Source organism: Mycobacterium sp. KBS0706, from assembly GCF_005938675.2.
In the GTDB taxonomy this organism is placed as follows: Bacteria; Pseudomonadota; Alphaproteobacteria; order DSM-16000; family Inquilinaceae; genus Inquilinus.
In genome coordinates, this window is record NZ_VCCH02000049.1 from 18,789 (window position 1) to 33,351 (window position 14,563).

The following is a 14,563-nucleotide window of genomic DNA, read 5'->3' on the forward strand; positions in this document are numbered from 1 at the left end:
TCTGTTATCGGGTTCGCAGCTGCGAACCCGACCTACCAACGACACGGGATTTTTCAGTCCCTGGTCAACGATCGAACCAGCCGCCTCACACCATCCAATCCGCGTGCTCGATCTGGTCCGGGCGGACGCCGAGCAGGGTGACGCGGGTGCCGTCGTCGAGCTCGACCACCGTGCTCAGCAGGCCCCACCTCACCGTGGCGTCGGCGCCGCCGGCGATGAGCAGCTTGTCCTGGCGGACGTCGAAATCGGTGATGACGTCGCGGCCGTCGCCATGGCCGAAGGCGAAGATGTCGGCGCCGCGGCCCCCGATCAGCAGGTCGTTCCCGGCGCCGCCGGCGATGCGGTCGTTGCCGGCGCCGACATAGAGCGTGTTGTTGCCGCTGTTGCCGATGATCTGGGTGTCGCTGTTACCGGCCCAGACGATCAGATCGCGGTCGCCCTGCAGCACGATGCGCTCGACCGCGTCGTTCGCCTTGACGTTGACCGTGGCGCGGACCTCGTCGAAGTCGTCGGTGCCCTTCACCATGGCGAAGTTGAAGAAGAAGGTTGGCTTGTCGGCGGTGATGATGTTCGGGTTCTCCGGCGTGCCCGGCGCCGGGATGTGCAGCCGCGCCACCGACGGGTCGTGGTCGCTGACCTGGTCGGCGAAGCCGGCATTGGTGTGGACGATGTCGAACTCCAGCCCCGATTTGTACACGCCGTCGGTCGCCAGCATGTGGTCGAGCTCCTGGCTCGCGCCCTCGAACACGTAGCTCCAGCGCTCCTGCGGTGTCAGCAGCTCGTCGGCCAGGTCCTTCAGCACAGGACTGCCGTCGGTCTCGCCGCGCAGCACCTTCAGCGGATCGTTCCAGGAGAACTCGTTGAGGTCGCCGACCACCATGACCTTGGCATCGGGGTCGGACGCCAGCCGGCCGTCGACATAGGCGTTGACGATCGCCGCCTGGGCCTCGCGCTGGTCCTCGCCGCCATTCACCGGCGGGTAGGTGTCGCCATAGGTCGGCGAGCTGCCGCCCTTCGAGGTGAAATGGTTGTTCACCAGCGTCACCGTCTCGCCGTTGAAGACGAAATCGGCGGCCAGCGGCAGGCGGCTGGACGCAAAGGCGTCGCCGTCCGACAGGTCGGTGTCGGTCAGCGCCTTGACCGAGCCTTCGGCCAGGTCGACCCGGTCCGGGTTGTACAGGTAGCCCATCCGGATGTTGCCGCCGGGCTGGCCGCCCGAGGTGCCGCTCTCCGGCGCCACATCGACATATTCGTAGCGCGGCCCGCCATGGGCGACGATCGACTCGATCAGCACCCGCGCGGTCTCGGCCGCCGAGGTGACGCCGGTGATCTCGGCGCCGTCGCCGTCCTGCACCTCCTGCAGCGCGACGATGTCGGGCGAGCCCATGTTGCCGACGATCTGCTGCGCCAGCCGGTCGAACTTGCCGCTGCCGATATCGTCGTCGACGTTGCTCGGGTTCTTGTCCTGGACCAGGTTCACATCCTCGACCTTGGGGTCGAGGTTCTCGAGGTTGATCGACCCTACGGTCAGGTGGTCGCGGTCGCCAGCCAGCGCCGTGGTCTCCGGCTGCAGCGTGCCAGGCGAGTCGACCGTGACCGGCTTGGTCGCCTGCACCTCGTACCAGCCGAAATTATAGTTCACCACGCCCTGGACGGTGCCGAGCTGGGCCCCGACATTGAGCTTCGGCATGAAGCTGCCCAGCAGGTCGTCGTCGATCTGGATCCGCTCCGGCTGCTGGTCGGTCTCGGAGATCATCAGGCCGCCGGTGCGGGTGCCGGTGGCGTGGTCGCCGTTGTCGGCCAGCACATAGGCCTCGCCGAAGCCGTTGGTCGGGCCGACCACCACCGGGGCCGGGATGTCGACCAGCATGCCCTCCAGGCTCTCCCAATAGTCGACGCCGTCATGGCCGGGATCGAAGACGGTGCGGCCGTCATCGTCGATCGTCTCGGTCGGCGGGGCATAGCCGCCGGCGCCGATGCTGACCGCGACCGGCACGGTCTGCTGCACGGCCGAGACCTCGACGTTGGCGCCGGTGATCTCGGTGACGGTCAGGTTGTGGGACGAGGCGCCGCCGGGCTGGAACTCGGTGACCGAGCCGGTGACGTCGAGGGTGACGCCGAGCTGCACCTCGGCCGGCACCGCGCCGGCACCGGTGAAGACGAAGACCGCGTCCGAGGTGTCGGTGTTGCCGTCGCCCTGGGCGTCCTGGATGTAGAAGCCGTTGGCGGCGATGGCGGTGACCACGCCCTGGGTCGCCACCCGGTCGCCCTCGAATTCGGAGCGGTGGCCGGCGCCCTGGATCTCGTAGATGGCGTGGAAGTCCGGCTCGGTCTCCGGCACCGGGGCGTTCGCGGCGCCTGGCGTGTTCAGCGCCTCGCCGGGGACCGGGGTGCCGGCCTGGCCCGGCAGACCGGCCAGGTCGAAATCGTTGCGGGTCCAGTCGGACGGGCTGCCGGTGTCGACGCCGTCCGGCAGGCGGGAGGCACCGCCGACGGTGATGCCGGCGCCGTCGAAGCTCGGTGTCAGCACGGTGGTGCTGTAGAAGCGGTCGCCGCCGCCGCCGTCGTCGATCGCGACGCCGTCGCCGATCCGAGCCCAGGGCGTGGCGTCGAGCACGCCGTCATCATTGGTGTCGAGATCCTGGCTGGTGCTGCCGCTGTAGTTCTCGACCAGCAGCAGAGTGCCGCTGCCGTTCTGCAGCAGGTTCGACTGGAAGCCGCTGCTCCAGTAGCCGTCGGCGTCGGTGGTGCCGATATCGGTGGCGGAGATGATGCGGCCGGTGCCGCCGGCATCGCCCTCGATCTGCACCAGCGTCCAGCCGCTGTAGTCGGTCAGGGCGTCGCCCTTGATCTCGACATATTCCGAGCTGTCGGTGCCGACATGGTTGGCGACGAACTCGTTGAGCAATGGATCGGCCATGACGAAGTTCCCCCTTCTTCATCCGGCAAGGACCGAATCCCTTGCCGCTCCCGAAACACCTGTACGGGGCTTCGGTTGCATTCGGATGACGGGGAGGGCGTCAGGGCCCCGTCGGGTCGGGCACCGTGATGTTGCCGTCGGCGATGGCGCGGCGGGCGGTCTCGACCGCTTCCTCCATCTCCGGCGTCACCAGCGGCCGGTTGTTGTCGTCGATCGCCCAGCCGACCGCGTGCTCGCGCACGCCCAGCGTGACCAGGCCGGCGGACCAGGTGCCGGCCCGCATGTCGTCCAGCGAGCGCAGCACTGCGATGTCGACCCGCTTCAGCATCGAGGTCAGGATGGTGCCGGGGACCACCCCGTTCTGGTTGCTGTCGACGCCGATCGCCAGCTTTTCCCCCTCGCGTGCCGCCTGGAACACGCCGAGATTGGCCTCGCCGGCGACGGCGAAGACCACGTCTGCGCCGCGCCCGATTTCATCGCGCGCGACCTGGGCCGCCCGGTCCCGGTCGCGGAAGGCGGCGGTATCGGTGCCGACATAGTCGACCAGGGTGGTGACCCCGGGCCGCGTCGCCCGGGCACCGGCGGCATAGCCGTTGGAGAATTTCTGCATCAGGGGCACGTCGGTGGCGCCGACGAAGCCGATCGTGCCGGTCTTCGAGGCCAGGGCCGCCAGCACGCCGACCAGATAGGCGCCCTCCTGCTCGCGGAACACGATCGAGCGGATATTCGGCCCGTCGGCGACGCCGTCGACCAGGACGAATCGGATGTCCTGATGGGCCGCGGCGGCCGCCTTCACCGCATCGGCATAGTAGAAGCCGACGGCGATGATCAGGTTGGCGCCCTGCCGCACCAGGCCGTCCGCTGCCGCGGCGAACCCGTCGACCGACTGCAGCTCGGCCTCGAGAAAGGCCTCGCCGGTCTCGTTGCGGAAGAACTCCAGCGCGTGCAGTGCGCCTTCGTTGAAGCCGCCGTCGCGTTTGTCGCCCAGCGCATAGACCACGCCGGGCTTGACCGGCACCTCCCCGTCGGCGCTGCGCATCACCCCGTCGGGATCGGCGGCAGCCATCACGGACAGGCCGACCACGGCCAGGCTGATGCCGGCGAGAAGGCGACGACGATCGAGAATCATTGGTTCCGTCTCCGGACGGCAGGGGCGGCGTGGGTCCTGCTGACCCGTGGCCCCGGAGATGGACGCGTTAAGCTTCGGTTACAAGAGCGCGGTCCGCAGCGCTCGTCTGCCATGCCTTGCCGTGAATTTCCGCCGATTCCGCCGGATCATCGGTCCTTCAGCGCCACCAGGCGGATGCCGGCCTGTTCCAGCCGCTCGCGGATGCGGCGGGCGATGCCGACCGCGCCCGGGGTGTCGCCATGGACGCAGACGGTGTCGACCGGCACCGGGATGCGCTTGCCGCTGCGGCTGGTGACCGCCTGCTCCTCGACCATGCGCAGCACCCGCTCGGCCGCGACCTCGGGATCGTGGATCACCGATCCGGCGATCTTGCGCGAGGTCAGGGTGGCGTCGTCCTCATAGGTGCGGTCGGCGAAGACCTCGCGCACCACCGGCAGGCCCAGCTCCACCGCCGCGCGCTCCAGCGCCGTGCCGGGCAGCACCATATAGGCCAGGGTCGGGTCGACCGACTGGATGGCGCGGCCGATCGCCAGCGCCACCGCATCCTCGACCATCGCCACATTGCTCAGCGCGCCATGCGCCTTGACATGGGTGATGCGGTGGCCGACCGACTTGGCCATGCCCTGGATGGCGCCGATCTGGTAGACTACCTGGGCCTCCAGCTCCTCCGGCGTCTCGCCCTTGATCACCCGGCGGCCGAAGCCCCAGAGGTCGAGGAAGCCGGGGTGGGCGCCGACCCCGATGCCGCGGTCGCGCGCCAGGGTCAGGGTCCGCCGCATGACGATCGGGTCGCCGGCATGGAAGCCGCAGGCGACATTGGCCGAGGTCACGATCTCCAGCATCGCCGCATCGTCGCCCATCTCCCAGGCGCCGAAGCCCTCGCCCATGTCGCAGTTCAGATCGACGCTTGCCATGATCTCTTTCCCCGGAACGGCCCGTGCCTTGGTGCCTCTTGTATGAACCTCGCCGCCGATGACAGCAATCGTCGCCCCGCGCCCCGCATTCATGCTATTCAGGCGCCAACAGGACCCAATAAGGGGACGCCGATATGGCGGTGGGGACGAACGGGCGGCGAGTGTTTGAGCTCGTCTTGATCAAGCCGTCGCATTACGACGATGACGGTTACGTCATCCAATGGCTGCGGTCGGCGATTCCGTCGAACACGCTGGCGGTGCTGTACGGCCTCGCCGGCGACTGCGCCGAACGCCGGATTCTCGGCGCCGATGTCGACATCGCCATCACCGCGATCGACGAGACCAACACGCGGGTCCGCCCCGACACGATCATCCGGCGGATCCGGCGCTCCGGTTCCGGCATGGTGGCGCTGGTCGGGGTGCAGTCGAACCAGTTCCCGCGGGCGGTCGACATCGCCCGGCCGCTGCGGGCGGCGGGAATCCAGGTCGGCATCGGCGGCTTCCACGTCTCCGGCACCATAGCCATGCTGCCCGGCCTGCAGCCCGAGGTGGCGGAGGCGCAGGCGCTGGGCATCTCGCTGTTCGCCGGCGAGGCCGAGGGGCGGCTCGACGAGGTGCTGGTCGATGCCTTCGCCAGCCGGCTCAAGCCGCTCTACAACTTCATGGACGACCTGCCGAACATCGAAGGCGTGCCGATGCCGGTGCTGCCGATCGCGCGGGTGCGCCGCACCGCCGGCCAGCACACCAGCTTCGACGCCGGCCGCGGCTGCCCGTTCCAGTGCTCGTTCTGCACCATCATCAACGTCCAGGGCCGCAAGTCGCGCCGTCGCTCGCCCGACGATGTCGAGCAGATCATCCGTGAGAATGTGAAGAGCGGCATCAGCCGTTTCTTCATCACCGACGACAATTTCGCGCGCAACAAGGACTGGGAGCCGATCTTCGACCGGCTGATCGAGCTGCGCGAGCGGGAGAAGCTGTCCTTCCGCATGATCATCCAGGTCGACACCATGTGCCACCGCATCCCGCACTTCATCGAGAAGGCGGGCAGGGCGGGGGTGACCCGGGTGTTCATCGGGCTGGAGAACATCAACCCGGACAGCCTGGTCGGCGCCAAGAAGCGGCAGAACAAGATCACCGAATACCGGAAGATGCTGCTGGCCTGGAAGGCGGTCGGCGCCATGACCTATGCCGGCTACATCCTGGGCTTCCCGACCGACACGCCGGAATCGATCGTCCGCGACATCGGCATCATCCAGCGCGAGCTGCCGGTCGACCTGCTGGAGTTCTTCTTCCTGACGCCGCTGCCCGGGTCGGAGGACCACAAGAACCTGTTCCACGCCGGCATCCCGATGGATCCGGACCTCAACCGCTACGACCTGAACCACGTCACCACCGGCCATGCGCTGATGTCGCGCGAGGAGTGGCAGCGGGCCTACAAGCTGGCCTGGCAGACCTACTACTCGCCCGAGCATATGGAGACGGTGATGCGCCGGGCGGCGGCGACCGGGATCAGCGTCGGCAAGATCCTGTTCCTGCTGCTGTGGTTCACCACCTGCATCAATGTCGAGGGGCTGCACCCGCTGGAAGGCGGCTATCTGCGCCGCAAGGTGCGCACCGACCGCCGCCCGGGCCGGCCGATCGAGCCGGCCGTGCCGTTCTATCTCCGCTATGCCGGCGAGACCGTGGCCAAGCACTGGGCCATGGCGCGGCTGTGGTGGCGCTTCAACCAGGTCCGCCGGCGGATCAAGGCCGACCCGAACCGCAAGGCCTATCACGACCTGGCGCTGACGCCGGTCAGTGAGGAAGAGCTCGACACGCTGGAGATGTTCTCGGTGACGCAGGGCGCCCGCGCCGCCGCAGCCCGGGCGCACACGAAGCCGGCACCGCTGCCGCAGGGCGCCACCGCTGCGGAATGATCGGCTCCTGATCCGCGCGCCGGAGCGATGCCGCTCCGGCCATCCCACCTATGGCATCGCCCTTCTCGAGGCGCGAAGCGTGCGCCCTCGTCGCCGCCCGGATCGATGCTTGTCCGTAACGTCCTTCCCAAAGCCGCTCTGCAACAATCTGCGTGGCAAATTTCGGTGTGTCGATCATACCATCGAGCGTCTCGAACCAGGATGGCTGCAAATCACGAGCCATAGTGATCAAGAATCGGCTAATTTTCGCCAGTCTTTCTGAAATCGTGACATAATCATTACAATTTTCTTGTTGAGATTGTAATCCTTTTGCCATAGACAAATTGCACGACCGCAAGATTTGGCGCTCCAGAACTCTGGCGAACGCTGCTCCGTCTGCGATCGCCGGCCTTGCCCATACTCAGGAGAGGCTGATGACTGGTATTTCCGGGCTCCCGGGCCGCTGGCCGTCGCTGTCGGACCGGTTCAGGCAGAACACATCCGTCACCCTCTGGGACCAGGCCCTGAACCAGGCGAAGCGGGGCCCCGGAACAATCCTCCCGGCCACCAACGCGACGCCGAGAGAGGAGCCGCTGCAACAGCTCGACGGCAGCAATCCGGCGAACAAGAGCGTCGATGGCCAGATCACCTACCAGGCGCAGCGGGGCGATAATCTCACCGAGATCGCGCGGCAGCTGGGCTATGACAAGGACCTGGATCCGGCCGTGGCGCAGCGCCTCGGCTTCGACCCCAAGCGGGACAATGCCGAGCAGTACGCGGCGCTGCTGGCGAAGTTCAACCCCGAGCTGGGCGACAACCCGGACGGACTGCCCGAGACCCATGTCATCACCGTGCTCAGCGACGAGCGGGTGGAGCGGCTGCAGAAGATCTCGACGATCACGGACGGCGCGACATCGGTCGCGAACCTGCCCAAGGCCAAGCAGAACGAGCTGCAGGACCTGATCGACGCGGATCTCGTCCCGATCGCCGGGACGTTGGACCAGAAGGATTTCGACGCGACGCTCAAGGAGCGTGCAACCTATCTGCGCGCCGTCCTGCCGCAGACGAAGGGGCTCGGGGAACTGATCGAGTCCCGGACCGAGGATTTCGGCCTGCACATGGACACGCTGTTCTCCGGCCTGCGCGAGAGTGCTGCCCAGGGCCAGAAGACCGGCGACTGGAGCGCGTTCCAGACCGACATGGCGGAGGCGTTGCGGCGCCGGATCAACCCGCCCCCGCCGGCCCAGACTCCGGATTTCGACGCGGATCAGGAGGCGGCCGACTTCATCGCCGAGCTGTCCTTCTACGGCCCGATGGACCCCAAGACGCTCAAGGTCGATCCCGGCTATCTGAAAGCGCTGCAGGCGGCACAGCACCAGGTGATGGTGACCGATCCGGCCAAGCAGGTGACCGACGGCGCCTCGCTCGAGCTGACCCTCACCGGCGTTCCGGCCGAGCGTGCCGACCAGATCCTGGTCGAGCTGTCGAAGCTGCCGCCGACGGGAAAATATCGCGACGAGGAGAAGCCGCCGGCCTCGCGGCTGGCCGAGATCGTCTATCCGCTGCGCAACCTGTCGTCGCACGGAAACATCTCGGACGAGGCGAAGAAACTGATCGGCAACCTGAACGTCGTCGCCACCCAGGCGGGCGCCTCGGCGCCGCGCGAAGACAAGGGGCGGATGCAGATCAGCGAAGGCGTCTCGCAGCTCGCGGCGCTGATGGCCGAGGCGAACACCGGCGGCCTCGACCGGAAATCGCCCAACGCCCATGGCGGCGACCTGAAGCTGCGCACCGCCATTACCGACAGCATCGCCCATGGCGACGGCGCGACCCTGGCGGTCGCCATGGCGGCGCACTACGCGGACGAAGGCTGGGACAAGGCCGCCGACAACATGCTCCACACCGTGGCTTTCGGCGTGGAGCGGCTGACCCCGGAGGCGCGGAAGGCCACCGATGAATACGGGCGCCTGATCGGCGATCCGCAATGGGCCGGCGGCTATCTGCAGGGGCTGCGGGACGACAAGGAGCTCGCCGGCGCCGTCCGCAAGGTCCAGGACGGCAAGCTGGAGGACAATCCGGAGCAGGTCGCGACGTTCGAGCGCCTGTTCGCCGGCGCCATGTCCACCGACGCGGTCCTGGAAGCGCTGCCGGCATCGCTGCGCGGCCTGAAGGGCGACAATCTCGGCGGCTATGATCGCCTGAAGGGCGCCCAGGGCGACCTGCGCCACCTGCTGGTCGGCAACAAGGACGATGGCGACGATGCGCCGCCGCCGATGGTCCAGGTCGCCATGGCGGGACAGTCTGCGCCGCCGAAGGCCCTGACGCTGGCGGAGGTAGAGCGGCAGCTGCAGCAATCGCCCGAATTCAGGCAATACGAGACGCTGTACCGCAACATCTCCGCCCCCGAATTCGACGCGGCGTTCGGGAGTGCATTGGACACCTACGACAAGATCCAGCGGCAGCTCGCCGATCCCAAGGCGAAGCTCATCGAGCTGCCGCCCGGGATGACCTCCCTGCCGCCCACGGTGAAGGAGGTGCTGGACGGGCTGAAGGGCAAGGACCGGGCGGCGGCGCTGGACGCCCTGCGCGACAAGCCGGCCCAGGGGGCGGCGCTGCTGATGACGCTGGAGGCGCTGGAGAACAGCCAGCCCAACGGTCCCAGCGGCGGCTTCATCTCGCGCGAGATCAAGAATTCCGGCCTGCTGCTGTCCACGGTGCTGGCGCCGTCGTCGCCGATCACCCAGGCCATCGCCAACCGCGCCAACGCCGCCGCTGGAGGAACCGAGGCGGCGCCGCGGGAGGGGCTGCTGGGCAGCCGGGCCGCGGCGATTCCGGTGGCGGGGATCAGCGGCGCGCTGAACATCTGGGGCGCGCGAGAATTCCTGGCGTCCGACCGTCCGGACGACAAGGCCTGGGCGGCGATCTTCGGCCTGCTGGCCGGCATGGACGTGTCGCGCGGCGCCGCCGCCGGAATCCAGAGCTTCCTGATCCCGCAGGGGGCACATGTCCGGCCGGCCACCGGGCTGCCCAGCCTGTTCAACCAGGGTGGACGGCTGGATCGCATGACCCGCTTCGGTTTCGTCGAAGGGCCAGGCGCGTTTCGCACCCTCGGCAAGGCGTCCTGGGTCCTGACCGCGCCGGTCGCGGCCTGGACCGCCGGCATCGAGTTCTCCAACGGAAACGTGCTCGGCGGCACCGTCTGGACGTCGATCAGCGTCGCGTCCGGCGTCCAGGCCGGCCTCGTGCTCGCGGGTTCGTCCTGGGCCGGGCCGGTGGGATGGATCACTGCCGGCGTCTGGCTGATCGGCGCCGGCATCCTGCACTGGCAGTCCAGCGAAAAGCAGCGCAAGTATTTCGAGGGGGACACGAAGGCGATCCTGGCCAATCTGGATCCGCCGGTGGACCCGGAGCGCGCCGAGATCCTGGCCAGGGGCCGGGACGATTTCGGCGCCTCCGACAAGGCGAAGGGGCGACCGCTGTTCCCGCTGCTGGAGCAGCTGGCCGAGTGCCGCGGCTACGACACGCCCGCAGAGAAGAAGGAGTTCTTCGACTACATCCTCTACGACAAGGACGCGCTGCCCAACGACAAGCTGCGGGAGCTGTCGGAGCGGGCCACGAGCTCGATGATCGTGGATCTCGACGACGACAGCTACCTGGTCGACAGCAAGGTCACCGGCTACAGCGCGACCCCGAGCACGATCGCGCAGCTGAGCGACTGGATCGACGGCATCAGGCAAGACAATATCGGCATGCCCAATCCCGGCATCAGGCTGCCGCCGCGCAAGAACTGACCGGCCGCCGGAGAGGCGGGCTCAGACCGCGACCTCCGGCGTGTCCGCCGCCTTGAGCTCCAGTGCGGCCTTCAGCAGCGCCTGGGTGTAGGGGTGCTGCGGCGCCTCGAAGATCTGCACCGCCGAGCCATGCTCGACCACCTTGCCGTTCTTCATCACGATCACCTCGTCCGACAGGGCGCGGACCACCTTCAGGTCGTGGCTGATGAACAGATAGGCCAGGCGGTGCTTCTCCTGCAGCCCGCGCAGCAGGTCAACGATCTGGGCCTGGACCGACATGTCGAGCGCCGAGGTCGGCTCGTCCAGCACCACGAATTTCGGCTTCAGCACCATGGCCCGGGCAATCGCCACCCGCTGGCGCTGGCCCCCGGAGAATTCGTGCGGGTAGCGGTGCCGGCTGGCGGGGTCGAGCCCGACCTCCTCCAGCGCCGCGACGATCATCCGCTCCCGTTCGGCCGAGGAGCCGCCGATGCGGTGCACCTGCAGCCCTTCCTCGATGATCTCGGATATCGACATCCGCGGGCTGAGCGAGCCGTACGGGTCCTGGAAGACGATCTGCATCTCCCGCCGCAGCGGGCGCATGTCGCGGAACTGCAGGCCCTGCAGCTCCTTCTTGCCATACAGGATCGACCCCTGGCTGGAGATCAGGCGCAGCAAGGCGAGGCCGAGCGTGGTCTTGCCCGATCCGCTCTCTCCGACCACGCCGACGGTGTGGCCCTCGCGCACGGTGACGTCGATGCCGTCCACCGCCTTGACATGGTCGACCGTGCGGCGCAGCACGCCGGCCTTGATCGGGAACCAGACCTTGATCTCGCTGGCCGAGACCACGGTGCGGGCATCGGCCGGGGGCGGCGCCGGGTCGCCCTTGGGCTCGGAGGCGAGCAGGCGCTGGGTGTAGGGGTGCTGCGGCGCGGTGAACACCGCCTCGGTCTCGCCCGCCTCGACGATCTCGCCCTTGTTCATGACGCAGACCCGGTCCGCCATCTTGCGGACCACGCCGAGGTCGTGGGTGATCAGCAGCAGCGCCATGCCGAAGCGGCGCTGCAGGCTCTGCATCAGCTCCAGGATCTGGGCCTGGATGGTGACGTCCAGCGCGGTGGTCGGCTCGTCGGCGATCAGGATGTCCGGCTCGTTCGCCAGCGCCATGGCGATCATGACCCGCTGGCGCTGGCCGCCCGACAGCTCGTGCGGATAGGCGTTCAGCCGCTGCTCCGGGTTCGGCAGCCCGACCAGGCGCAGCAGCTCCAGCACCCGGGCGCGGGACTGGGCCTTGCCCATGCCCTTGTGCACGGACAGCACCTCGCCGACCTGCTTCTCGATCGTGTGCAGCGGGTTCAGCGAGGTCATCGGCTCCTGGAACACCATGGCGATCTTGTTGCCGCGGACCTCGCGCAGCACCTTTTCCGGCGCGCCCAGCAGCTCCTGGCCGCGATAGCGGATGCTGCCCTTGGGGTGGCGAGCACTGGGATAGGGCAGCAGCTGCAGCACCGACAGCGCGGTGACCGACTTGCCCGAGCCGCTCTCGCCGACCAGCGCCAGGGTCTCGCCGCGGTCGAGATGCAGCGACACGCCCTTGACCGCCGGCACCGCGCCGCCGGGCACGCGGAACTCCACCGCCAGGTCGCGGATCTCGAGCAGCCTTTCGCCTTGGGCAGTGGTGTCGGTCATGGCGTCTGGGCCTTGGGGTCGGTCACGGGATCGGCGGCGGCGGTGGGGCCGGCCGCCACGGTCTTGCGCGGGTCGAAGGCGTCGCGCAGCGCCTCGCCCATGAAGACGAGGAGGCTGAGCAGGATGGCCAGCGAGAAGAAGGCGGTGAAGCCCAGCCACGGCGCCTGCAGATTGGCCTTGCCCTGGCTGACCAGCTCGCCGAGCGAGGGCGACCCGGGCGGCAGGCCGAGGCCGAGGAAGTCCAGGCCGGTCAGCAGGCTGATGCTGCCGGTCAGGTTGAACGGCAGGAAGGTGATGGTGGCGACCACGGCGTTGGGCAGCACGTGCTTCCACATGATCACCCGGTCCGGCTGGCCCAGCGCCCGGGCGGCACGGACATAGTCCAGGTTGCGGGCCCGCAGGAACTCCGCCCGCACCACCCCGACCAGGCTCATCCACTCGAACAGCAGCATGATGAACAAGAGCGTCCAGAAGCCCGGCACGAAGAAGGACGACATGATGATCAGCAGGTACAGCTGCGGCATGCCGGACCAGATCTCGATCACCCGCTGGAACACCAGGTCGGTCCAGCCGGCGAAATAGCCCTGGATCGCGCCGGCGAAGACGCCGATGACGGACGCGATCGCGGTCAGGGTCAGGCCGAACAGGATCGAGATGCGCAGGCCGTAGATCAGCCGGGCCAGCACGTCTCGGCCCTGGTCGTCGGTGCCGAGCCAGTTCACCGCCGAGGGCGGGGAGGGGGCGGGCTGATCCAGGTCGTAGTTGATGGTGCGGTACGAGAAGGGGATCAGCGGCCAGACCGCCCAGCCCTTGGTGCTGATCAGCTCGCGCACGAAGGGGTCGCGGTAATCCGCCTCGGTCTCGAACTCGCCGCCGAACGCCGTCTCCGGATAGGTCTGCAGGACGGGCACATAGTAGTGGCCGTCATATTTGACCAGCAGCGGCCGGTCATTGGCGATGAACTCGGCGAACAGCGTGACCAGGAACACGACCAGGAACAGGTACAGCGCGATCAGCCCGCGGCGGTTGGCGCGGAAATTGGCGATGCGGCGGGCGGTGATCGGCCGGATGCGGAAGCCGAGGAAGCGCGGATGGGCGAAGTCCCGGCCCTGAGACAATGCCGCCTCAGACATTGCGGGCCTCGAAGTCGATCCGCGGGTCGATCAGCGTGTAGGTCACGTCCTGCACCAGCTTCATCACCAGGCCGAGCAGAGTGAAGACGTAGAGCGTGGCGAAGACCACCGGGTAGTCGCGCTGGATCGCGGCCTCGTAGCCGAGCAGGCCGAGCCCGTCGAGCGAGAAGATCACCTCGATGAACAGCGACCCGGTGAACAGCACGCCGATGAAGGCGGCGGGGAAGCCGGCGATGACGATCAGCATGGCGTTGCGGAAGATATGGCCGTACAGCACCCGCCGCTCGGTCAGGCCCTTGGCCCGCGCGGTCAGCACATACATCTTGCCGAGTTCGTCGATGAACGAGTTCTTGGTCAGCATGGTCAGGGTGGCGAAGCCGCTGATCACCATGGCGCTGATCGGCAGCACCATGTGCCAGAGATAGTCGAGGATCTGCTGATACCAGGGCAGGGAGGACCAGCCGTCGGAGACCAAGCCGCGCAACGGGAACCAGGCGAAATAGCGGCCGCCGGCGAAGGTCACGATCAGCAGCATGGCGAACAGGAAGCTGGGGATCGCATAGCCGACGACGACGACGCCGGACGTCCAGATGTCGAAGCGCGAACCGTCACGCACGGCCTTGCGGATGCCGAGCGGGATCGAGATCAGATAGACCAGCAGCGTGGTCCACACCCCAAGCGAGATCGACACCGGCAGCTTGGATATGATGAGGTCGACGACCCCGGCGCTCTTGAAGTAACTGCGGCCGAAATCGAAGTTCAGATAGTCGTGTATCATTAGCCAGAACCGCTCGAGCGGCGGCTTGTCGAAGCCGAACTTCTTCTCGATCTCGGCGATGAATTTCGGATCAAGTCCCTGAGCGCCGCGATACTTGCTGGACGCGGCATTGCTGCCGCCAAGCTGGGAATTGTCCACCGGGCGGCCGAAATCACCGCCTCCGCCGCCGCTGATCCGCGCGGTGGCGTCAGTGGCGGTGCCCTGCAGCTGCGCGATCATCTGCTCGACCGGACCGCCGGGCGCGAACTGCACGATGACGAAGTTGACCACCATGATCCCGAACAGGGTCGGGATGATCAGCAGGAGGCGCCGGATGATGTAGGCGAGCATCGGTC

8 protein-coding genes are annotated in these 14,563 nt (G+C 67.7%); 2 read left to right on the forward strand and 6 right to left on the reverse strand.

Annotated features, from left to right (window positions below):
• Positions 1 to 85: 85 nt before the first annotated feature.
• The 3 genes from FFK22_RS24315 to FFK22_RS24325 form a co-directional block, all read right to left on the reverse strand.
• Positions 86 to 2,920, reverse strand: coding sequence for an endonuclease/exonuclease/phosphatase family protein (locus FFK22_RS24315; RefSeq protein WP_138890485.1), 2,835 nt, complete (start codon positions 2,918 to 2,920; stop codon positions 86 to 88).
• A gap of 100 nt (positions 2,921 to 3,020) precedes the next feature.
• Positions 3,021 to 4,049 (reverse strand): BMP family protein, encoded by a 1,029-nt coding sequence (locus tag FFK22_RS24320; protein ID WP_138890486.1) that lies wholly within the window; start codon positions 4,047 to 4,049, stop codon positions 3,021 to 3,023.
• A 146-nt stretch (positions 4,050 to 4,195) separates the two neighbouring features.
• Positions 4,196 to 4,963 carry a LamB/YcsF family protein gene (locus FFK22_RS24325; RefSeq protein WP_138890487.1) on the reverse strand — a complete coding sequence of 256 codons (768 nt, stop codon included), beginning with the start codon at positions 4,961 to 4,963 and terminating at the stop codon, positions 4,196 to 4,198.
• 176 nt (positions 4,964 to 5,139) lie between these two features.
• Between FFK22_RS24325 and FFK22_RS24330 the strand changes: the two genes are divergently transcribed.
• A complete protein-coding gene (locus FFK22_RS24330; RefSeq protein ID WP_221938815.1) occupies positions 5,140 to 6,879 on the forward strand; it encodes a radical SAM protein in 1,740 nt (579 codons plus the stop codon).
• A 413-nt stretch (positions 6,880 to 7,292) separates the two neighbouring features.
• Positions 7,293 to 10,649, forward strand: coding sequence for a hypothetical protein (locus FFK22_RS24335; RefSeq protein WP_138890489.1), 3,357 nt, complete (start codon positions 7,293 to 7,295; stop codon positions 10,647 to 10,649).
• A gap of 21 nt (positions 10,650 to 10,670) precedes the next feature.
• Here the strand turns inward: FFK22_RS24335 and FFK22_RS24340 are convergent, their stop codons facing one another.
• From FFK22_RS24340 to FFK22_RS24350, 3 genes are read right to left on the reverse strand one after another with little or no spacing between them, the layout of a single operon-like run.
• Positions 10,671 to 12,317: an ABC transporter ATP-binding protein gene (locus FFK22_RS24340; protein WP_138890490.1), complete on the reverse strand. Its 1,647-nt coding sequence runs from the start codon at positions 12,315 to 12,317 to the stop codon at positions 10,671 to 10,673.
• On the reverse strand, positions 12,314 to 13,450 hold the full coding sequence (locus FFK22_RS24345; RefSeq protein WP_138890491.1) for an ABC transporter permease: 1,137 nt from the start codon (positions 13,448 to 13,450) through the stop codon (positions 12,314 to 12,316). Before FFK22_RS24345 ends, FFK22_RS24340 begins: the two co-directional genes overlap by 4 nt.
• Positions 13,443 to 14,558, reverse strand: coding sequence for a microcin C ABC transporter permease YejB (locus FFK22_RS24350; protein ID WP_138890492.1), 1,116 nt, complete (start codon positions 14,556 to 14,558; stop codon positions 13,443 to 13,445). Before FFK22_RS24350 ends, FFK22_RS24345 begins: the two co-directional genes overlap by 8 nt.
• Positions 14,559 to 14,563 lie beyond the last annotated feature (5 nt).

Excerpts from the sequence above, each read along its gene's own strand:
- FFK22_RS24345 (WP_138890491.1), bottom strand. The coding sequence starts at position 13,450 with ATGTCTGAGGCGGCATTGTCTCAGGGCCGGGACTTCGCCCATCCGCGC.
- FFK22_RS24325 (WP_138890487.1), bottom strand. The coding sequence starts at position 4,963 with ATGGCAAGCGTCGATCTGAACTGCGACATGGGCGAGGGCTTCGGCGCC.
- FFK22_RS24320 (WP_138890486.1), bottom strand. The coding sequence starts at position 4,049 with ATGATTCTCGATCGTCGTCGCCTTCTCGCCGGCATCAGCCTGGCCGTG.
- FFK22_RS24340 (WP_138890490.1), bottom strand. The coding sequence starts at position 12,317 with ATGACCGACACCACTGCCCAAGGCGAAAGGCTGCTCGAGATCCGCGAC.
- FFK22_RS24315 (WP_138890485.1), bottom strand. The coding sequence starts at position 2,920 with ATGGCCGATCCATTGCTCAACGAGTTCGTCGCCAACCATGTCGGCACC.
- FFK22_RS24335 (WP_138890489.1), top strand. The coding sequence starts at position 7,293 with ATGACTGGTATTTCCGGGCTCCCGGGCCGCTGGCCGTCGCTGTCGGAC.
- FFK22_RS24350 (WP_138890492.1), bottom strand. The coding sequence starts at position 14,558 with ATGCTCGCCTACATCATCCGGCGCCTCCTGCTGATCATCCCGACCCTG.